This window comes from Clostridium saccharobutylicum DSM 13864, from assembly GCF_000473995.1.
In the GTDB taxonomy this organism is placed as follows: Bacteria; Bacillota; Clostridia; order Clostridiales; family Clostridiaceae; genus Clostridium; species Clostridium saccharobutylicum.
Window position 1 is genome coordinate 3,455,960 of the sequence record NC_022571.1, and the last position, 20,694, is coordinate 3,476,653.

The following is a 20,694-nucleotide window of genomic DNA, read 5'->3' on the forward strand; positions in this document are numbered from 1 at the left end:
TGCCATGACTATTTTTTATCAGATAAGGAAGTAAAATGCCATCATATCCATTCTATTATGGAATTTTACCGACGCAGAATGATTGAAAATAAGCTGTCATGTGGACCTGTTATTTTTTCATTGTGCCTTAAAATCTAACTGGTATATTTTTACCTTTTAAATACTCTTTAACTTCATCTACTGTTAATTCTCCATAATGAAATAATGAAGCTGCAAGAGCTGCATCTGCTATATTATTTTGAAATACTTTATAAAAGTCTTCTAAGCATCCACATCCACCTGATGCAATCACAGGAACATTTGTCATATCACTTACAGCTTTGGTCAATTCTAAATCAAATCCTTTTTTAGTTCCATCCGCATCCATAGATGTCAAAAGAATTTCCCCAGCTCCTAAGTCAGTTGCTTCTTCAACCCACTTTAACAGATCCATTCCAGTATCAATTCTTCCGCCATTTATTACAACATTCCATCCTGAATTATCTTTTCTTCTCTTTGCATCTACAGCTAATACTATGCATTGATTTCCAAAGTAAAATGCTCCCTCTTTGATAAGATTCTTATTTTTAACTGCAGCTGAATTTAAGCTAACCTTGTCTGCACCTGCTCTAAGTATTGACTTTATATCATCTAATGTTCTTAATCCTCCGCCTACTGTAAACGGAATAAAAATCTTTTCAGCTACTCTTTCAACAACTTTTTCCATAATGCCTCTTTTTTCATGAGTTGCTCCTATGTCTAAAAAAACTAATTCATCAGCACCTTGTTTATTATAATACTCTGCAAGTGCAACAGGATCTCCGACATCAACTAACCCCTCAAAGTTAATACCTTTAACAACCCTTCCCTCTTTAACATCAAGGCATGGGATTATTCTCTTTGTGTGCATAAGGAATGCCCCTTTCTTCTTATTACCTATTTTAATTTAAATCATATCAATAATTTTATATTTGATAGCAAAATACAAATTCTTATGCCTGCTTATCAGACATTTTTATCGCTTCTTCTAATGATAAAGTTCCAGCATAAATAGCTTTTCCTGTTATAGCTCCATATAAATTTATTTCCAACAAATCCTTTATATTTTCTATATCACGAATTCCACCAGAAGCTGTAATATCAATTTTAACTGTTTCTTTTAATTTTCTAAGCATTTCTACATTTGGTCCTTCTAAGGTTCCATCCTTACTTATATCTGTTACTATTATATTTTTAACTCCTAGCTTTTCCATTTTCCTTGCAAAATCTATGTAATCTAAATTACTTCCTGCAAGCCATCCTCTTCCATATACTTTTCCATCTTTACAATCAATTCCAACAGCTACTTTTTCTCCATATGCTTCTATAGCTTTTGTTAATAATTCTTCATCCTCTATTGCTATAGTTCCTAGAATTACCCTTGACACACCATTGTCTAATAAATATTTTATGGTCTCAAAGGAACGTATTCCACCACCTAATTCTACAGGAATATTTAGCATGCCAGCAATTTTTATAACTAACTCATGATTTTGATTGCTGCCATTTTTAGCCCCATCTAAATCAACTAAATGTAAGTACTTAGCTCCTGCTCTTTCAAATGATTTTGCTGTTTCAAATATATCTTCTGCAACTATTTCCTTTTTGTCATAATCCCCTTGATATAATCTTACTGGCTTGCCATCCATTATATCAATCGCAGGTAAAATTATCATTTAATCAACTCCCCAAAATTTTTCAAAATGCTTAATCCAACAGTTCCACTTTTCTCAGGATGGAATTGAGCACCCATTATATTTTTACATCTAACTATTCCCGGAATTTTATTTTCTCCATATTCGCTATATGTAACTAAATCTTCATCATTATAGCCTTGTGCAAAATAAGAATGTACATAATAAACAAAGTTTCCTTCATCTATTGAACTAATTAATTCATCATTTTTGTTATATATCAAACTATTCCATCCAATATGTGGAACCTTAATGTTATTCTCCTTATCATCTGTCATCTTAACAATATTACCTTTAAGAAGTCCAAGACCATTTCTCTTAATTCCTTCAAAACTTTTTTCAAATAAAAGCTGCATTCCTAAACATATTCCAAGAAGAGGTTTTCCTTTTCTAACTTCTTCCTTTATTATCTTATCCAAAGATAATTTTTCAATAGTATCCATGGCATCTGGGAAAGCTCCTACTCCTGGTAATATTAGCGCTTTTGCATTTTTTATATCTTCCTCGTCTGAAGATATTTTATTATCAAGCCCAAGAAAGTTAAGAGCATTTCTTACACTTTTCAGATTTCCCATTCCATAATCTATTATTACTATCATTTAAACACCCCTTTAATTCAGTTAACTAGTTAAAGACTTCCTTTAGTTGATGGTATTCCATTTTCCTCACTTCTAAATTTAGCTTCTTTAAGTGCTCTACCGAATGCTTTAAATAAAGCTTCTATTTTATGATGATCATTTTCACCATATAAAACTTTTAAATGAAGCGTTATACCTGCATTGAATGCAAAAGCTCTAAAAAATTCTACAACCATTTCTGTTGCCATTTCTCCGACCATTTCTCTCTTGAAATCACAATCAAATACTAAAAAAGGTCTATTACTAATATCTAATGATACTAATGCTAAAGTTTCATCCATAGGTACATAAAATGTACCATATCTATTTATACCTTCCTTATTTCCAATTGCTTCTTTAAAAGCTTCTCCAAGAGTTATTCCCACATCTTCTACAGTATGATGATCACATACCTCCAAATCGCCCTTAGCCTTTATCTTCAAATCGATTTTACTGTGAAAAGAAAACAATGTTAACATGTGATCAAAAAAACCTATTTGGGTATTTACTTCACTTTTTCCGCTTCCATCTAAATTAATTTCTAGCTCAACACTAGTTTCTTTAGTTATTCTTTCTTTTTTTGAATATCTGTCAACCATAAACTTACTCCCTCTAATATACGAAGATATTTTTAATCCCCTCTACAACTTTTCTATTTTCTAAGGGGGATCCAACAGTAATTCTAAACGTATCATCATTAAAATTTCTAATAGAAATCCCATTATCTTTAAGGCCATTAATCAATGCTTCTTTATGATTAGTTCTACCATAAATAAAATTTGCTTTAGAAGGATAGAATTCTATATTCATCGCAGCATTTTTTTCTACTTGTTTAAGTGCTTCATATAGCTTTTCTCTTTGATCAACTATTTGCTTTGCATTATTCACAACTCTTTCAGGATACTTTAAAGCAATAGATGCAAGATTTTGAGAATAAGTACTTATTGTATATGGCACCTTATAGTTTAATAATTCTTCTACATTATCTTCATTAGTTATCAAAAAACCTATTCTTAAAGCTGCAAGTCCCCATGCTTTTGAAAGTGTTCGTGTTACTATTAAATTTTTATACTTATTAATATAAGGAATCATTGTTTCTCCATAAAATTCATAGTAAGCTTCATCAACCAAAATTGTTTTATTTTTAAATTCATTTAATATTTTAAGTATATCTTTTATAGTTATTCCTATTCCTGTAGGATTATTAGGATTTGAAAATATAATCAAATCTACATTTTCTTTCTTCCCAAGTTTTATAAATTCATCTACATTAAATTCTATCCTTTTCCCAATATCATAGTTTTTTAATTGTCCACCAAATCTAGACACAAAAAAATCATACATTGTGAAGTCTGGTCCTAAACTCAATGCCTTTTTTCCACTTTTAATAATCTTGCTTATTACAAGTTCAAGAACTTCATCTGAACCATTTCCTACTATAATATTTTTAGCATCTGTCTTCGCATAATTAGCATATAATTCTTTAATAATTTTCATATCATTGGCAGGATACCTGTGTAATTGTATATTAGTTAAACATGATCTCATTTTCATTAGTATATTTTCATCCATAGCCATATAAATTTCATTGCTATCTAAATTTATTTTATATTCATCATAGATATTAATATACTCCTTATAAGCACTCATTATTTAACCTCACTTTTACTGAATTAGCATGAGCAGTTAGTCCTTCTTTATTCGCCAATGTTATTATTTTTTTGCCATTTTTCATAATAGCTTCTTTAGAATAATAAATAAATGATGATTTTTTTATAAAGCTATCTACAGATAATGGTGAAAAAAATCTTGCTGTACCACTTGTAGGCAATACATGATTTGTTCCTCCAAAATAATCACCTATAGGTTCAGGACAATATCTTCCTAAAAACACTGAGCCGGCATTTTTAATAAGTCCTAGATACATCATAGGTTCATCGACCATAATTTCTAAATGTTCAGGTGCAATAGTATTAGAAATATCAATACAATCTTCTATAGTTTCACATATAATTGCTTTACCAAAATCCTTAAGTGAGGTTCTTATTATATCTTCTCTCTCCAAAGTTTTAACTTGTTTTTCTAATTCAATTTCTACCTTTTCATATAATTCTTTAGAAGTTGTAACTAATATAGATGAAGCTAATTTATCATGTTCTGCTTGCGACATCAAATCTGCTGCTATAAATGCTGGATCGGATTTTTCATCTGCAATCACTAAAATTTCACTAGGTCCAGCAATCATGTCTATATCTACCTGACCAAAAACTAACTTTTTAGCTATAGCTACAAAAATATTTCCCGGTCCTACTATCTTATCTACTTTTTCAATTGTTTCTGTACCATAAGCTAATGCACCAATAGCTTGTGCTCCTCCAACTTTATATATCTTAGTTATTCCAGCAATTCTCGCTGCCACTCCTATATATGGATTTATCCCACCATCTTTATCTGGTGGTGTAACCATTATTATTTCATCTACTCCTGCAACCTTTGCAGGTATTACATTCATCAAAACAGATGACGGATAAGCAGCCGTTCCACCTGGTACATAAACTCCAACCCTTTCAAGAGGAAGTACTCTTTGTCCTAAATAAACCCCATTATCTTTAGCCATTAAAAATCCGTTACTTTTTTGCTTTTTATGATAATCTTCTATATTTGTCTTTGCTTCCTCCAATGCTTTAATAAAATCTTCTTCAACTTTATTAAAGCAATCATCTATCTCAGCTTTTGAGACTTCTAAACTTTTAAGCTCAACATTATCAAATTTTTTAGTAAATTCAAACAGAGATTTATCTCCTTGTTTTCTTACATTTGATAAAATATTTGTTACACTTAAAATTACCTCTTGCTCTGTTTCCCCAATTCTTTCTTTTAATTCATTAATTAAAACTTTTTTATTCTTTTCTGTAATTTCCATCAAGTTCAACATAAAATGGCCCCCTTGCTCTGCTTAATAAATATTAATTCATCAAATCTTTTTATATTTTATTGCTATTTTTTCAAAATAGTTTACTTATAATTATCAACATTCTACGAATTTTGTCAATTATTAATCACTTTTTTAATTTCTTCAATAAACTGTCCAATTTCCCTCTGTTTCATTTTAAAACTTGCCTTATTTACAATTAACCTTGCACTTATTTCACAAATTCTATCTAAGACAACTAATCCATTTTCTTTTAATGTAGTACCAGTTTCCATGATATCAACAATTCCATCACAAAGTCCTAAAATTGGTGCAAGCTCTACTGATCCTTCTATTTTTATAACTTCTACATCCATATCTTTCTTTTTAAAATATTCTTTTGCAACATGTGGATATTTACTTCCTATTTTTATATGTCCAACCTTTTTAAAAATATCATTTTGTGGTAGAGATGCTACTATAAATCCACACTTCCCAAACCCTAAATCTAATACCTCATAGCAATTATTATCACTTTCCAATATAGTATCTTTACCAACTACTCCAATATCCGCTACCCCATGTTCAACATAAGTTATTGAATCCGCTGCTTTTACTAAAAAGTATTTTATATCTTTTACTTTATCTTTAAATACAAGTTTTCTTCCTTTATTCTTTAATTCTGATGGATCAAAGTTAGCCTTTTCTAAAACTTTAATTGTCTCTTGTTCTAGTCTTCCCTTTGTTAATGCTATGCTTATGCTCATTTTATTTTTCCCCACCTTTAATGATTTTTATTTCGTTTATATTTTCTGTTGGTAATAATTCTACTATAAACCCTTCTCTTCTAAGTTCTTCGCTCTTTTTTATTGCTTCAATTCTATTTTCTGCCCCATAAAATACTTTGCATAAATTTTCATCATTATTTAAATCATTATAAATATTTACATTTGGAATTACAGAATTAATATCTATTGAGAAACCTATAGCTGGAATATACTTTTTAGATGCTTGTATCAAGCTGTCATATCTTCCACCCCTTAAAACAGTATTTCCTACGCCTTCACCAAACCCTCTGAAAATAATTCCTGTATAATAATTAAGTCTTGGAACCATCCCCAAATCAAAAGTAACATTTTCTCCATAACCCAATTCATCTAACTGCTCATAAAGCTCTTCTAAATACTCCAAATTTTCCTTAATGTCATCATTGAATGCTATATTTTTTGCATCCTCTAATATTTTCTTATCTCCAAACATCCAAGGTAATTTATTAAAAAATTTTTTATACTCATCCTTGATATCTAGCGTATCTAGATAGTCTTCTAAGCTTTTCATGTTTTTATCTTCTATAAATTGTGCAATATTTTCTTTATATTCTTGATCAATATCTAAATTTTTAAATGCCCCATTAAAAAATCCTATATTACCTATTTCAAGTTTAAAATCTCTTAATTCTAACTTCTTTAATGCTTCTAACGCTAATACTAATACTTCCAAATCAGATTTTTTATCTTCAAGTCCTATAAGTTCAACACCACAATCCGTATACTCATTTCTCTTCCCCCCAAGGCTTGCATGAACTCTAAACACATTAGATGTATATCTCAATTTAATTGGAATCTTTGAGTCTTTAAGTTTAGTTTCTACTACTCTAGCTATTGGAATTGTCATATCTGGTCTTAATACCAAAATACGTCCCCTATTATCAAAAAACTTATACATATCTTCTTCTTTTAAAGATTGAGAATTATAATTAAATGTTTCATAAAACTCTAGAGTTGGTGTTATAACTTCTTTATAGCCCCACTTTTCAAAAATTCCATCTATATTTCTTTCTAAAAATCTTTTTATAATACATTCATCTAAAATCAAATCTCTTGTTCCCTCAGGAAGTATATTCTTTTTACTCATTTTACACCCGCCTATCATTTATTGCTTGACTACTACATCGTTTTATCAATTTAGCGTGCTAAATTATCGTTATCTTGATAATATATTATTTTTTATAGTTTGTCAATAAATTGCATACAGTTTATGAATATCTTAGGCATATTCAAAAAATAACAAGTCCATTTGCCACACTATTTTCTATCATCCTGCATGAGTGAATTGTCCTAACAGGCCTACTATGAGGGCAATTTGCCTCTTTGCGTGATAAAAAATATTCATGACAATTTTGAACCCGTTATTTATTTTCATGTGCCTTACATTAAATAATAAAGAATTATACCTATATAATTCCCTATATAAATTAATTAATGCTATAATATACGGTAGTTTATATATAAATTATTGTTATAATAATTTATATATATTTAAGAATATTAAAAAGAAAGGAGACATTTTTACTTTGGTTACTAATGACATAAGTATATCCCAAAACACTAAAATCAAAACACAAGTACATACTGTAACAGCTGAATCTATGCGTCTTGGAATTCTTCTAGCTACTGTTGGAGGTTTTTTAGATGCGTATACTTTCATATGCAGAGGTGGTGTTTTCGCTAATGCTCAAACAGGAAATATTGTACTCCTGGGAATAAATATTGCAAAGGGAAACTTTAGACAAGCATTTATGGTACTTTTACCTATATTAGCATTTATTTTAGGGGCAATAGTTTGTGAATTTATAAAAGAGTTGACTTCACCTTCAATTACTTTAGTTACTGGTTCAGAACGTATTATTTTAATTATAGAAATTATAGTTCTTATCACTATAGGTTTTTTACCTGATACTGTTCCAGATATATTTGTTACAGTTGTCATTTCCTTTGTTTGCTCTGTTCAAATATGTTCTTTCACAAAATTAGTAGATTCACCTTATAATACAGCAATGTGTACTGCTAATCTAAGATCTGCATGTCAATCAGCTTATGCAGCATTTAGAAAAAAAGATAAGAAATTAACAATAAAAGCAAATCGATATATAAAAATAGTATTTTCTTTTATAACTGGTGGTGCTCTAAGCGGTATGCTAACTTTGAGCCTAGGCGGGAAATCAATATGGTTTGCAGCTATGATATTAACTATAGCACTTATTTTATTTACCATAGATGATTTCAGATTTAGAAATTCTGATTTTTAAAAAAATCTTTAATTTATAATGATAACACTTTTATCACTATGAATTAAAGGGAATATAAAATGCAGTAACTACATTTCATATTCCCCTTAAATAAAGCACATTCAAAAAATAACAAGTCCATTTGCCAGACTTGTTATTTATTTTAATTTGCCTAAAACAGATTAAAATGTTACAACTTCCATATTTTCAATTGATTTTTGGATAAGTTCATCTATATCTAATTTTTCTTCTTGCTTTCTAATAGGATCTAGTTTTGGATTAGTTTTAGGATGCTTTGGAACAAATATTGTGCAACAATCCTCATAAGGAAGAATTGATGTTTCATATGTACCTATTTTTCTTGCTATATCCATAATGTCTGTTTTATCCATTGCAATTAATGGTCTAAATGCAGGTCTGTCTGCACAATCATCACTTACTATTAAACCATCCATAGTTTGACTAGCAACTTGACCTATACTTTCGCCTGTGCTTACTGAATTGATTCCATATTTATCTGCAAGCTTACATGCTATTCTCATCATAAATCTTCTCATTATTATAGTAAGCTCATCTTCTCTACACTTATCTATGATTTCCATTTGGATATCAGTAAATGGAACTATATATAAATTTATTTTTTCTGTATATTGTGCTAATATTTTAGCTAATTCCTTGACTTTATCTTTAGCTCTTTCTGATGTATATGGATGACTGTGATAATAAACACAATTCACCTCTACACCTCTTTTAGCCATAAGGTAACCTGCTACAGGGGAATCTATCCCACCAGATAACATAAGCATTGTACTTCCATTCATTCCATAAGGAAGACCTGCTGCGCCCTTAGTTATATCATCATTAGACCAAACGTAAGCATAATTATTTCTTATTTCAACATTTATCAATATGTCTGGATTTTTAACATCAACATTTATATCTCCTTCATAATTTTGAAGAACATATCCACCTATTTTTCTTGAAACTTCCATTGAATTTAGTTCAAACTTCTTATTTGCTCTGTTAGTTACAATCTTAAATGTTTTTCCTTCTGCTTCCTTTACCTTTTCAAAAGCAACTTGTTCTAATTCATGTATATCAATTTCAACTTCTTTAACTAAACATACTTCTAAAATTCCAAATACTTTACTAATTCGCTTTATACTTTCTTCTATTTCATCAGTTTTAAGAAAATATCTCCCACTATCATGAATAAATTCAACCTTTATACCTTCAAGTTTTTTTCCTATATTGTCTCTTAATCTTCTTTCAAATTTACCTCTATTTAATCCCTTTAAAAATATTTCTGGTGCATATTTAACTAATATTAAATCCTTCATTATTTTTTTATCCTCCTTAAAAATTTAAGTCCTTTATCTAAAGTTTGTATTACATAATCAACTTCTTCTATTTTATTATCATCAGAAAAAGAAAATCTAATCCCACCTGAAATTTCATCAGCTGATAATCCCAAACACTTTAACACATAGCTTCCACCTATTTTTGCTCTTTCCTTTGATGAACAAGCTGATCCTGTTGATACATATATTCCTGATTCCTCTAAGAAATGAAGTAATACTTCTCCTCGCACTCCTCTAAATGAAACATTTAAAATATACGGTGAGAATTCATCAGTTGGTAAGCTATTTATTCTTATATCTTTTATATCCTTTAACTTTTCAATAAATTTATTTTTTATATCCAAAACTTTTTGATAATTTTCATCTATATTATCATTAACAATGTTTGCAGCTGTTTTAAGTCCCATAATTCCTGCAATATTTTGTGTACCAGCTCTTAAACCGAATTCTTGAGCACCACCTTCTATTAGTGGCAACAAAACATTAGGTTTTTTTATATATATAAATCCAACTCCCTTTGGTCCATGAAACTTATGCGCACTTACGGTTAAAAAATCAATATTAATTTTCTTTACATCTATATGAAGCTTTCCATAACTTTGAACTGCATCTACATGAAACTTAGCCCTATTACTATTTTCTCTTATAATTTCACTAATTGATTTTAAATCTTGAATTATACCAATTTCATTATTTACATGCATTATTGAAACCAATACTGTTTCTTTAGTAATGGAATTTTTTAAATGCTCTAAATCAATTTTTCCATTTTTATCTAATTTTAAAAATGTAACCTTTACTCCACTTGTTTCCAATCCTTTTATTGTATTTAAAATAGATGCATGTTCAAATGGTGTTGTAACAAGATGACTTCCTGGTTTTAAAATTCCTTTAAGAACTGAGTTGTTCCCTTCACTACCACCAGCATTAAAATATATTTCATTTTCTTCTGCATTTATAGTTTTTCCAATAACTTCTCTGCATTCTCTTAATTTTTTTTCACTTTTTAAGCCTAAATTATGTAACGAAGAAGGATTGCCATAAAATTCTTTAAGCCCAAAAACCACTTCATCAATAACTGCAGTATAAGGCTTTGTTGTTGAACTATTATCAAAATAAACTTCCATTAATTATCTCCTCTTTTAAACAATATATAAGAATTAAATATGCATATATACTAATGTTTTTTCACAAATATATACTTTTCTTATAACTTTACTTTGATTTCTATATTTATTATAACAAAAAAAGACTATGTGCATAGCCCTTTTTACATATTTTTTAGATAACTATAATCGATGCCTGATATTACAATGTTCTTCAGATTAAAATTATTATAAAGATCCAATACCTCTTCATTTTCTCCTATAATTTTAATAATAGGTCTTAATGGATTATCAATATTGCCTTTCATTATAATTCCACGACGTTTATCACTTAATATTACATGAGAACCAATAGGATATGGTTCAATTTTCTCCAAAAATGCTTTAACTACATTGTAATCAAAGCTAGTTCCTATACCACCCATAATATACTCTATTCCTTCCGATGGCTTTATCGGATCTCTATATGGTCTTCTACCAGTTAAAGCATCATAAACATCAGCAACAGCAATTATTCTACCAAACAGATGTATTTTTTCTCCTTTTAATCCATTTGGATAACCTGTTCCATCAAATTTTTCATGATGACTAACTATTCCTAAATATATATCTTTATTTATAACCTTACTTAATCTGATATAATTCAAACCTAATTGCGGATGTCTTTTTACAATATTATATTCTTCTTCAGTAAGCTTTGATGGTTTTGATATTATTTCAATTGGAATTTCTACTTTTCCTATATCATGTAACATAGCACAAACGCCTAAGTTACATAACTTTTCTTTATTCAATCCTAATGATGTTCCAATTGCAATTGATATAAGTGTAACACTTAATGAATGTAAATATGTATCTTCATCATATGAATGCAAATCACTTATACTCACTGTAATTTCATCATTCATACATATGTTATCAACAAGATTTTTGGAGATAATTTGTATTTGATTGACAGTGTCTTCATCTAAAATTTCACAAGTATTTTCACACATATCAAAAGCTCTTTTAATTGCCGAAAGAGATTCTTTTCTTGTTTTTTCATTTAAAATAATGTTTTCTACACCATCATCAATATATGCTCCTGGCACATGAAATTTTATTAATTTTTTAATATTATTTTTTGTTAAAATACTTCCTTTAGTTAATAGAATCGCTTTTGATTTTCCGTCAATATCTAATCTTATATCATAAGCTATTTTCATCCCACTTTTTAATTTGTATTGAGGCACAAAAACCATTTAATTACCTCCTGATTTTGATTCAATTGTAAACTTTTATCAATTTATGTAGATATATTAAGTTTGAAATAATATGTCTTTTTTCTAAAATTTAACTCACATTATATTTTAATAAAGTTTAATATTATTTTCAACGATTTTATTAAATATTAGCAGCATAATAAAAAAACTTTAGAAATTAATCTTATTTCTAAAGTTTTTATCTCGATTTTGTAATATATATCATAATCTTCAAAACTCTACATTATAATCCATGTCTTTGTAACAATGCACATTCAAAAATAAAAAATCCATATACCTAATATCTATTTTTTAAAATACATATTTGTTAAAAATTCAATTCCTGCTTTTGTTTTAAAATACTTATCTTTTATTGTTTTAACTTGAGTTACTTCTATTTCATCTTCGTAAATATTAACTAAAAAATCAGATTCAATTAATATCTGATAATCAATTCCATCAATATTATTATATGTATGATGATGCCCAATTAAAAAGCATATTCTATCAATTAAATTTTCGTCAAAATTCAATTTTGTAAGAATTTTTTTAGCGACTGGTGGTCCTTCAATTTCTTGATAATTTCCAGCAGATGAATTATATTTTTTTTCACTAACTTTTATTCCTATATCATGCATTATTGCAGCTATTTCTAAAATATATTGAGTATCATCTTCTAGACTTTCCAATTCTCCAATTGATTTTGCAAATGAAAATACCTTCAAAAAATGATTTATCCTTCTTACATCCCCCGCATAGTAACTAATCATCTCATTTATTATAGTACTTGTTTTTTCTTTCATATCATTTTTTAGTGGCAGTGATTTTGCTCAAACTCCACTAATTTTTCCCCCTTTATTCTTATTATTTTTAAATAAAATATCATTTCATTCAAATGCTAAATTAATTATATACTATAAATAGTATATAATATGTTATATTTATCACAATAATTTAAATTACATTTTTAAATTATTATCTTAACTAATTTAGAAATATACTTTCCTTCTCTAAATACTAATAATTATTTCACTTTATGATTACTCTTAGTATTAAATTTATAATAAAATTGAGATATTAATATTTAAAAAATAAATGGATAAAATACTATAGTAGCATAACTATGCATACATTAAGGAGGGTTCTAAATGAAAAACAATAATAATAACAGCTCACATGAAACACCTAATTCTGACCCATCATCTCAAAATTATTCTAAAAAAATGAAAAATAAAGCAAATGAAAAAAGTCCATTTGGAAGCGATGAGCCTTCTACCAAAACTACTTTCAAATAATTGTTGAAAGTAAATCTAAAATATCTAGGATATAATAATTATATCCTAGATGAAGATAATAATTACATTTCTAGATTATCTTTGCAAATTTGTATATATTTATTCTAGAATTAAACTATCTTAGAACTTAAATTTACAATCCCCCTTAAATTGACTAATAATTGAATTAATATTATTTATTCTTTAATCTATCTATTTCTAACTTCTGCTCTTCTATAACCTTCTTATAACTCTTTTCCTTTTCTGCCCACTCCTTGCTAAGATTATTAATTAATGATGCCATTTCATCTGCACTTCCTACAATCCTATTAAATAATAGTAAATTAGATTGAAGAATTTCAGGAATTTCGTTATGTGAATACCTAAGCCTATGATCTATTTCTCCATACCCCTCTTCAAAAATTGTTCTAACTTGTATTTCTGCTATAACTTTTTGATTAGTAGGATAAAATTCCACCAAATAATGTACTGACCGATATCCAGAAGCCTTTGATCTCACTTCAATTCGTGGATCTTCAAAAACCTTTACGTTGTCTCCATCCCTAACATTAGCAGTTATCTCTATTACTTTCCATGTCTTTATAATAAATTCGTGTATCTCCTGCCATTGATCTTTAAATATATGTATAACTCTTATTCCTATTAAATCATTAATTTCCTTTTTATAATTGCTTACCGTAAATTCAAAATCTTCGCCATATTTTCTTTTTCTATCTTCTGTTTTTCTTATAACCTTTTCTACTAATCTGTCAGGATCTTTGATTCTCGACTTAACTGAATGAACTGACTTTTGTGAACGTAATATATTAGCTATAAACTCTGCTTGATTTTTGTATGAATTTTCATACTCTATATAATCCTCATATATTTCCTTGAGATTATCAGTACTAATATTATTTTTCAAAATCACTTCTTTTGTATATGGATACTTTAACAAAAATCTATCTATATTAAAGCCTTTTTTCATTATTAATGTACTCCTTTTTTTGAAATTACTGTACTAAATTATAGATAAACAACTTAGATTTTAAACTTATGTTATAACTTACCGAAAAAAATGGTGTTCTGTTGTTCCGGTTACTAAAGAAATCTTACCGTTCTTTTCTCAATGTAATACTTCACAAAAGCTCATCATTTCTTTCTAGTATTGAATGTATTTCAAAGTTTAAATCTAGTTCATAATTTGTTTATCCATATATAGAAAATTATTTTTTTATATCAAATACATTATACTACATTAATTTAAACTCAGCATTATTATTAAAATGTACATTATTCGTACAACATTCCTAACTTTTCACTTTGATTAATCATAATTTTTTATTTAATCTTTATTGTAAATTTATCCTCGTTATAAGGCTGTATCGATTTTGATTCATCTCTAGCTATAACTGAAAAGTCTCCATCTGAAATTGCTTTATCACAATTAATTACATATTCATCACTGCTATTAATATAAGTAACATCTTCTTTTTGTTTTATTCCATCAATTGATAGCATTTCTTCATTAGTTTTATTGTTTACAATTTTAATTGGAGCAATACAAATTCCATATGCCGACTTATAATATATTTTTGTTTTTCCATCCTCAGATTCAATCTTAGTAATTGTAGCATATTCTTTTCCATCACTAGAATATAATTTTGTTTCTCCTTGTAAATTAAGTTTGGCAACAATCTTATCCTCACTATGCTCTGATTCTGATTCACCATCAAACTTTTGTTTGTACGGTATAAATCTTAGCGACTCTGTATCATCATATATTTCCTTGAAAGTATCATTAAAATACATACCATCCTTCGTTCCTCTGGTTGATCCAGATTTTTGTTCAATGTATCTTCCTTTATTATCAAATACAGCATATTTCAAATAACATTTTTGCTCTTCTTCATTTTTTCTAATTCCCTGTATTAATGTATTCAATGGAGTTGTAATAATTTTATTTATATGATATCCAGCAGGGACATCGATTAAATCTATATTGCATTCTGTCTCCTTAACTTTACCATTAACTTTCTCACTACTTACTGGAATATTAAAATCCCATTCTCCTTTGACTGGTTTTTCTACACCAATCTCATTTATATTCAAACTCAATACAAATTTATCTGGTATTTCCACATAATCGCCTAAATCGTTTTTTTCTTTTACGTCTTTTCCACCATAATTCTTATCTCCTACATCATATTCCATAACACCAACAAAAGTCTTATTATCATTTATAAACTTGCCAGTTCCTCCTCCTCCAGAAGTTGTTTTCTTTCCATTTATTTTTAATTCTGCCCCAGGAAATCTAGGTTCTTCTTTAATTTCCTCTTGACTTTCAACAGTGTAAAGCAGTGATAGTTCAAATCCATCATACACAACTTTATTAATTGTCATTTTTAGTCCATTGCTTTCTTTAGTTATATTTAAATCTGAAGTGTATTTATCATAATTTTCATAAGCTTTATCATTAAACATTTTAAAAATACTACCTATAATAGGAATATTACTTGCATAAGTTGGTATTGTAATTCCAAACAATAAAGTACTAATTATTAAAATAGAACATATACTACTGATTTTTTTGAAATTTAGTTTCTTTTTTTCTATCCTTTTAACTGCCTCATCAATTTTTTTATTGATATCTTCTGGAACGCAGTTAATTTCATCTTTTAATTTTTTTCTTATTTGATCATCAAACAAATCATCACTCATTTTCATTAATATTACACCTCACTCATTACTTCTCTAAGCTTTATTCGTGCCCTCGTAAGTCTTGATCTCACAGTTCCCTCTGGAATTTCCAATATTCTCGCAATACTCTTAATACTCATATCTTCGAAATAAAATAATACTGTTGTAATTCTTAGTTCTTCACTTAATTCATTTATTGCTGTTGTTAAATCCATATCTTCATAGCTATCACTATATGTTGTCTGATCTTCGCTTTCAATTAACGATATAGTCTTTTTATTTCTTCTTAATATTTCATTGCACTCATTAATCAAAATTCTTATTATCCAAGTTCTAAAGTACTCATCTTTCTTTAATGAATTTAATTTTTGAAATGAACTTGCTATCGTATTCTGAAGTGCATCTTCAATATCCTCTTTATCTTTTAAAATCCCCCTAGCTACTCTATAAAGATTCAATCTATTTTCATCTATAAGTGCCAAAAAAGCTTCTTTATTACCCTTTTTGGCCTTAGATACTGCTGATTTCTTTCTATAATGTAAAAATGATATCAACTCCATCTTTTTCCTCCTTTTAATTCATATGACTAAGTATTACAATAATTAGATGATTTAACAAGCTAAAATGCTCACAATTTTTTGAATTTTTTTTATTTATTACTTCTACAAATAAAAAGCTTTGATAACATTACTAATAATATTATCAAAGCTTTTATAATCACTTTATAAATTAATCATATAAATTCAATTTCTATATATCCTAATCATGTGCTTCTATAATTTAACTATGCTCTACAAATTTTGATATTAACATTGTACAAACTGTATTTCCAGCAGAATTGAGCAATGTAGCTGGTGCATCAATTATTGTAGCTATTACAAGCATTATAGCAAGAGAACCTTGCGGAAATCCAAATATACTTAAAATTAGCATTTCTCCTATAGCTCCGCCTCCTGGTATTGCCCCTACAACAGCTCCAATTAATAATCCACAGGATAATATTATTAATAATGAGCTCAGACTATTCATATCTCTTCCGAATATAGCAAACAAAAACATTATCTTATATATCCCACCAATAACAGATCCATCTTTATGAATGTTAACACCTAAAGGCATTATTATTTTTGCAAGATTATCAGATACCCCCATTTTTTTAGCTGATTCTATATTGATTGGAATGCAAGCTGCACTTGAACATGTTGCAAGTGCTGTTATTGAAGGTTCCATAGCATTTTTCCAGAATATCTTTACTCCTTGTTTTCTTCTAGCTATATATGAATATAATGTGAAAAATCCAAAGAAATATATTATAGAAACACCTATATATATCATGAACACCTTTATATATCCGCTTAATAATTGTCCTCCCAATTTACCAATAACATTTGCAAAATACGCTCCAAGCCCAATTGGCGCATAATACATTATTATAGTAATAACCTTCATAGTTACTGCACACCCACTATTTAAAAAAGCTTTAAATGATTCTCCTTGTTCTTTGCAAAGCATAGTAGCAAATCCTATTAACATAGAAAATAATATCAATGCAAGCAAATTACTTCTAGACAATAATTGAGAAAAATCTCCCACTGTGATACTTGAAACTATCTTTTCTAAAATCCCTGTACTTTCCGTTGCTTCTGGTTTATATCCGCTCATTATTCCATTAAAAACAGAAGGATTTAATCCCTTTGTCGGATCAAATAATTTAAAACTTATTACTCCTATTATTCCTGATACAATTGCTGTAGCACCAAAAACAATTATAGTCACTCCTAATATTTTACGTAACTTTCTTGAACTATTCATATTAGCTATTGCTGATGATATACTAAAAAATACTACTGGAATCAAAATTGTAAATATTAAATTCAAAAATAAATTTCCAAGAGGTTCAAATATACTGGCTTTTTCCCCCATCACAAGTCCAATACATCCTCCAATTATAATTGCAACTAATAAAATTAAAGATGATTTATAATTTTTTATAAACTTCAAATTTATTACCTCCTTGAAATTAATATTAAAATTAATGTACTTTTTTCAAGTCTTTTTAGTAATTACATTTTATTAAACCTATAATATTATTTTATATAAATTGTCTTACTACCTCTCTATCATCAAAATGTAACTTCTTGCCTCCTATAACTTGATAATCTTCATGACCTTTTCCTGCTATTATTAATAAATCCTCGTCCTTTAACATATTTATTGCTTTTACTATTGCTTCTTTTCTATCAACAACCTTTTCATAATGACAGTTTATAATTTTCATTCCCTCTTCAATATCCCAAATTATAGATTCTGGATCTTCCCTTCTTGGATTATCAGATGTTACTATACAATAATCTGACATTATTCCACCTATCATTCCCATTATTGGTCTCTTTGTTTTATCTCTTTCTCCCCCGCAACCAAATACAGTAATAATTCTTCCTTTAGCTATATCCTTAGCCATCATCAACAATTTTTCTAATGCATCAGGAGTATGAGCATAATCAATTATTATATTTTTATTTAAACTGTTTTTTAGTATTTCTACTCGTCCTGGAACATGTTTAACATTGGGTATCAATCTAAATATTTCTTTAATGTCTATACCTAATGCATAACAAGCCCCTATGGCAGCTAAAGCGTTATAAACTGTAAATTTTCCAGGAGTATCTATTTTTACAGTTTCACGTAAATTTTTAAATTTAACATTAAAAGTTACTTTATTATTATCATATCTAATTTGAGTTGCTCTAATATCTGCGTCCTTCTTAATTCCATAAGTTAAAATCTCACAATTTGATTTTCTGATTATTTCCCGAGAAATTTTCTCATCCAGATTAATAATCCCTACTTTGCATCTTTTAAATAACTTTATTTTTTCATTTTTATATGCTTCCAAAGTTCCATGCTCTTCAAGGTGATCTTGAGAGAAATTTGTAAATACTCCAACATTAAAATCACAATTATCAACTCTATATTGAGCTAATGCTGAAGACGTTACCTCCATAACGATATCTTTAGCCCCTTTATTAATAAACTCCCTAAATACTTGTTGTAATTCCAAACTCTCAGGTGTTGTTGGATTTGTTTTGTCTATATTTATATCTTCACCTTTAAGTTCATATCCTAAAGTACCTATTATTCCTGTTTTTCTTCCATAGCCCTCTAATACATCTTTAATATAATGTATAACTGTAGTTTTACCATTAGTCCCTGTAACCCCAATTAATTCTATTTCATTAGATGGTGATTTATAAAATGTATTTGCTATACTTGCTAATGCTATTTTTGTATTTTCAACTTTTATAACTGTAATCTCACGATTCTTAATTTGAATTTCTTCATCTACTACTATTGCTAAAGCGCCTTTTTTTATCCCCTCTTTTATAAAATCATGTCCATCAACATGATTGCCTTTGATGCATACAAATAAAGAATTTTTCATTATCTTTCTCGAATCATAACTAATACTTTCTATTTCTTTATCTAACTGCCCATTTACAATCATATAATCCATATTATCCAGTAAATCATATAACTTCATTTTAAAAACCTCCAAACAACTTTTTGCGATGTCTTATGTTTCTATTATACTCATCATTTTAGCTATAAATAGTGCATATATTGCTTGATATGTTGTAAAAAGTGCTATATGATTTACTTAGATACATTCAACTAAAATTGGAAAGGATTATATAGCAATGGATGATAAATATCATAATAAAAAATCTGGATATTTAAATAACGACTTCCAATTATTTCATATAAGAGATAAAAAGAATCAAGAATTTGAATTTCACTACCACGAATTTAATAAAATAATAATATTTCTTTCAGGAAAAGTAACCTATCTAATAGAAGGAAAAGCATATTTTCTAAAACCTTGGGATATTCTACTTGTGAACAATCACAACGTTCATAAACCTGTTATTGATCCTTCTGAAACTTATGAAAGAATAATTATTTGGGCTAATTCGGATTTTATAAAAAAACATAATTATGAGAATTGTGACTTATCAACATGTTTTAAACTAGCAAATGAAAAAAGCTTCAATCTCGTTAGGCTTGAAGCTAAATTTCAAAACAAGATAAAAGCAATTATAGAAATGTTAGAATCATCTTTAGATTCTTCTGATTTTGGCAGTAAACTTCTAAGTAATTCTTTATTCATTCAACTTCTCGTTTACTTAAATAGAGTACATCTTGGTAACATGTATATAGACGATAAAGAATCTCTTAAGTATGATAAACAAATTGAAGAAATTTTAAAATATATAAATAACAATTTATGTAATAAACTTTCTCTAGAGCTTCTTTCTCAGAAATTCTATATTAGCAAATATTATCTAATGCACAAATTTAAAAAAGAAACAGGTTACACACTTCATAATTATGTTCTGCAAAAAAGACTATTAATAGCAAAAGAACTAATAAAAGATGGTTCTCCTATTATAAAAGCTTGTTCCAATTGTGGATTTAACGATTATTCTAGCTTTCTTCGTTCCTTTAAAAAAATGTTTGGTAAATCCCCAAAAGATTTTCAATAAAAATATAAAATAAATGAAGATGCTGATATCGATAAACAACTTAAACTTATGCTATAGTTAACAGAAATAGAGATCATGCATTTATTTCGGTTACTGAAAATTTAATATATCACAAACAGAGAAATTGGATACATGTTTGTGTAATAGGCCTTTGAAAATAA

At 28.1% G+C, this 20,694-nt stretch carries 20 protein-coding genes; 3 read left to right on the top strand and 17 right to left on the bottom strand.

The window, feature by feature from the left end:
- Positions 1–127 precede the first annotated feature (127 nt).
- From hisF to hisZ, 8 genes are all read right to left on the bottom strand, one after another.
- Positions 128–889, bottom strand: coding sequence for an imidazole glycerol phosphate synthase subunit HisF (gene hisF / locus CLSA_RS15010; protein WP_022747238.1), 762 nt, complete (start codon positions 887–889; stop codon positions 128–130).
- Positions 890–971: 82 nt separating this feature from the next.
- Positions 972–1,694, bottom strand: coding sequence for a 1-(5-phosphoribosyl)-5-[(5-phosphoribosylamino)methylideneamino]imidazole-4-carboxamide isomerase (hisA, locus tag CLSA_RS15015; protein ID WP_022747239.1), 723 nt, complete (start codon positions 1,692–1,694; stop codon positions 972–974).
- Positions 1,691–2,311: an imidazole glycerol phosphate synthase subunit HisH gene (hisH, locus tag CLSA_RS15020; protein ID WP_022747240.1), complete on the bottom strand. Its 621-nt coding sequence runs from the start codon at positions 2,309–2,311 to the stop codon at positions 1,691–1,693. Before hisH ends, hisA begins: the two co-directional genes overlap by 4 nt.
- A gap of 29 nt (positions 2,312–2,340) precedes the next feature.
- The gene (gene hisB, locus CLSA_RS15025) at positions 2,341–2,928 is read right to left on the bottom strand and encodes an imidazoleglycerol-phosphate dehydratase HisB (protein ID WP_022747241.1); all 588 of its coding nucleotides are present in this window, start codon (positions 2,926–2,928) and stop codon (positions 2,341–2,343) included.
- 13 nt (positions 2,929–2,941) lie between these two features.
- Positions 2,942–3,979 carry a pyridoxal phosphate-dependent aminotransferase gene (locus CLSA_RS15030; protein ID WP_022747242.1) on the bottom strand — a complete coding sequence of 346 codons (1,038 nt, stop codon included), beginning with the start codon at positions 3,977–3,979 and terminating at the stop codon, positions 2,942–2,944.
- A complete protein-coding gene (hisD, locus tag CLSA_RS15035) occupies positions 3,966–5,264 on the bottom strand; it encodes a histidinol dehydrogenase (protein ID WP_022747243.1) in 1,299 nt (432 codons plus the stop codon). The genes CLSA_RS15030 and hisD overlap by 14 nt, the downstream gene beginning before the upstream one ends.
- A gap of 113 nt (positions 5,265–5,377) precedes the next feature.
- A complete protein-coding gene (hisG, locus tag CLSA_RS15040; protein WP_022747244.1) occupies positions 5,378–6,007 on the bottom strand; it encodes an ATP phosphoribosyltransferase in 630 nt (209 codons plus the stop codon).
- Position 6,008: 1 nt separating this feature from the next.
- Positions 6,009–7,154 carry an ATP phosphoribosyltransferase regulatory subunit gene (gene hisZ, locus CLSA_RS15045; RefSeq protein WP_022747245.1) on the bottom strand — a complete coding sequence of 382 codons (1,146 nt, stop codon included), beginning with the start codon at positions 7,152–7,154 and terminating at the stop codon, positions 6,009–6,011.
- A 439-nt stretch (positions 7,155–7,593) separates the two neighbouring features.
- On the opposite strand from hisZ, the gene CLSA_RS15050 reads away from it, so the two are divergent.
- Positions 7,594–8,328, top strand: coding sequence for a YoaK family protein (locus CLSA_RS15050; RefSeq protein WP_041716296.1), 735 nt, complete (start codon positions 7,594–7,596; stop codon positions 8,326–8,328).
- A 161-nt stretch (positions 8,329–8,489) separates the two neighbouring features.
- Here CLSA_RS15050 and thiI read toward each other — a convergent pair whose 3' ends face one another.
- From thiI to CLSA_RS15070, 4 genes are all read right to left on the bottom strand, one after another.
- Positions 8,490–9,647, bottom strand: coding sequence for a tRNA uracil 4-sulfurtransferase ThiI (thiI, locus tag CLSA_RS15055; protein WP_022747247.1), 1,158 nt, complete (start codon positions 9,645–9,647; stop codon positions 8,490–8,492).
- Positions 9,647–10,795: a cysteine desulfurase family protein gene (locus CLSA_RS15060; RefSeq protein ID WP_022747248.1), complete on the bottom strand. Its 1,149-nt coding sequence runs from the start codon at positions 10,793–10,795 to the stop codon at positions 9,647–9,649. The genes thiI and CLSA_RS15060 overlap by 1 nt, the downstream gene beginning before the upstream one ends.
- A gap of 143 nt (positions 10,796–10,938) precedes the next feature.
- A complete protein-coding gene (locus CLSA_RS15065; RefSeq protein ID WP_022747249.1) occupies positions 10,939–12,015 on the bottom strand; it encodes an HD-GYP domain-containing protein in 1,077 nt (358 codons plus the stop codon).
- Between the two features lie 305 nt (positions 12,016–12,320).
- Complete coding sequence (locus CLSA_RS15070; protein ID WP_022747250.1) at positions 12,321–12,818, bottom strand: HD domain-containing protein; 498 nt, start codon at positions 12,816–12,818, stop codon at positions 12,321–12,323.
- A gap of 345 nt (positions 12,819–13,163) precedes the next feature.
- Here CLSA_RS15070 and CLSA_RS23500 point away from each other — a divergent pair, with 345 nt between their 5' ends.
- Positions 13,164–13,310, top strand: coding sequence for a hypothetical protein (locus CLSA_RS23500; RefSeq protein ID WP_022747251.1), 147 nt, complete (start codon positions 13,164–13,166; stop codon positions 13,308–13,310).
- A gap of 172 nt (positions 13,311–13,482) precedes the next feature.
- Here CLSA_RS23500 and CLSA_RS15075 read toward each other — a convergent pair whose 3' ends face one another.
- The 5 genes from CLSA_RS15075 to CLSA_RS15095 form a co-directional block, all read right to left on the bottom strand.
- Positions 13,483–14,277: a RelA/SpoT domain-containing protein gene (locus tag CLSA_RS15075; RefSeq protein WP_022747252.1), complete on the bottom strand. Its 795-nt coding sequence runs from the start codon at positions 14,275–14,277 to the stop codon at positions 13,483–13,485.
- Positions 14,278–14,630: 353 nt separating this feature from the next.
- Complete coding sequence (locus tag CLSA_RS15080; RefSeq protein ID WP_022747253.1) at positions 14,631–16,016, bottom strand: DUF4179 domain-containing protein; 1,386 nt, start codon at positions 16,014–16,016, stop codon at positions 14,631–14,633.
- A 5-nt stretch (positions 16,017–16,021) separates the two neighbouring features.
- Positions 16,022–16,549 carry a sigma-70 family RNA polymerase sigma factor gene (locus CLSA_RS15085; RefSeq protein ID WP_022747254.1) on the bottom strand — a complete coding sequence of 176 codons (528 nt, stop codon included), beginning with the start codon at positions 16,547–16,549 and terminating at the stop codon, positions 16,022–16,024.
- A gap of 220 nt (positions 16,550–16,769) precedes the next feature.
- A complete protein-coding gene (locus CLSA_RS15090; protein ID WP_022747255.1) occupies positions 16,770–17,990 on the bottom strand; it encodes a dicarboxylate/amino acid:cation symporter in 1,221 nt (406 codons plus the stop codon).
- A 91-nt stretch (positions 17,991–18,081) separates the two neighbouring features.
- Positions 18,082–19,530, bottom strand: coding sequence for a UDP-N-acetylmuramoyl-L-alanyl-D-glutamate--2,6-diaminopimelate ligase (locus CLSA_RS15095; RefSeq protein WP_022747256.1), 1,449 nt, complete (start codon positions 19,528–19,530; stop codon positions 18,082–18,084).
- Positions 19,531–19,687: 157 nt separating this feature from the next.
- Here CLSA_RS15095 and CLSA_RS15100 point away from each other — a divergent pair, with 157 nt between their 5' ends.
- Positions 19,688–20,533, top strand: coding sequence for an AraC family transcriptional regulator (locus CLSA_RS15100; RefSeq protein WP_022747257.1), 846 nt, complete (start codon positions 19,688–19,690; stop codon positions 20,531–20,533).
- Positions 20,534–20,694: the final 161 nt, after the last annotated feature.

Excerpts from the sequence above, each read along its gene's own strand:
- hisF (WP_022747238.1), bottom strand. The coding sequence starts at position 889 with ATGCACACAAAGAGAATAATCCCATGCCTTGATGTTAAAGAGGGAAGG.
- hisA (WP_022747239.1), bottom strand. The coding sequence starts at position 1,694 with ATGATAATTTTACCTGCGATTGATATAATGGATGGCAAGCCAGTAAGA.
- hisH (WP_022747240.1), bottom strand. The coding sequence starts at position 2,311 with ATGATAGTAATAATAGATTATGGAATGGGAAATCTGAAAAGTGTAAGA.
- hisB (WP_022747241.1), bottom strand. The coding sequence starts at position 2,928 with ATGGTTGACAGATATTCAAAAAAAGAAAGAATAACTAAAGAAACTAGT.
- CLSA_RS15030 (WP_022747242.1), bottom strand. The coding sequence starts at position 3,979 with ATGAGTGCTTATAAGGAGTATATTAATATCTATGATGAATATAAAATA.
- hisD (WP_022747243.1), bottom strand. The coding sequence starts at position 5,264 with ATGTTGAACTTGATGGAAATTACAGAAAAGAATAAAAAAGTTTTAATT.
- hisG (WP_022747244.1), bottom strand. The coding sequence starts at position 6,007 with ATGAGCATAAGCATAGCATTAACAAAGGGAAGACTAGAACAAGAGACA.
- hisZ (WP_022747245.1), bottom strand. The coding sequence starts at position 7,154 with ATGAGTAAAAAGAATATACTTCCTGAGGGAACAAGAGATTTGATTTTA.
- thiI (WP_022747247.1), bottom strand. The coding sequence starts at position 9,647 with ATGAAGGATTTAATATTAGTTAAATATGCACCAGAAATATTTTTAAAG.
- CLSA_RS15060 (WP_022747248.1), bottom strand. The coding sequence starts at position 10,795 with ATGGAAGTTTATTTTGATAATAGTTCAACAACAAAGCCTTATACTGCA.
- CLSA_RS15065 (WP_022747249.1), bottom strand. The coding sequence starts at position 12,015 with ATGGTTTTTGTGCCTCAATACAAATTAAAAAGTGGGATGAAAATAGCT.
- CLSA_RS15070 (WP_022747250.1), bottom strand. The coding sequence starts at position 12,818 with ATGAAAGAAAAAACAAGTACTATAATAAATGAGATGATTAGTTACTAT.
- CLSA_RS23500 (WP_022747251.1), top strand. The coding sequence starts at position 13,164 with ATGAAAAACAATAATAATAACAGCTCACATGAAACACCTAATTCTGAC.
- CLSA_RS15075 (WP_022747252.1), bottom strand. The coding sequence starts at position 14,277 with ATGAAAAAAGGCTTTAATATAGATAGATTTTTGTTAAAGTATCCATAT.
- CLSA_RS15080 (WP_022747253.1), bottom strand. The coding sequence starts at position 16,016 with ATGAAAATGAGTGATGATTTGTTTGATGATCAAATAAGAAAAAAATTA.
- CLSA_RS15085 (WP_022747254.1), bottom strand. The coding sequence starts at position 16,549 with ATGGAGTTGATATCATTTTTACATTATAGAAAGAAATCAGCAGTATCT.
- CLSA_RS15095 (WP_022747256.1), bottom strand. The coding sequence starts at position 19,530 with ATGAAGTTATATGATTTACTGGATAATATGGATTATATGATTGTAAAT.
- CLSA_RS15100 (WP_022747257.1), top strand. The coding sequence starts at position 19,688 with ATGGATGATAAATATCATAATAAAAAATCTGGATATTTAAATAACGAC.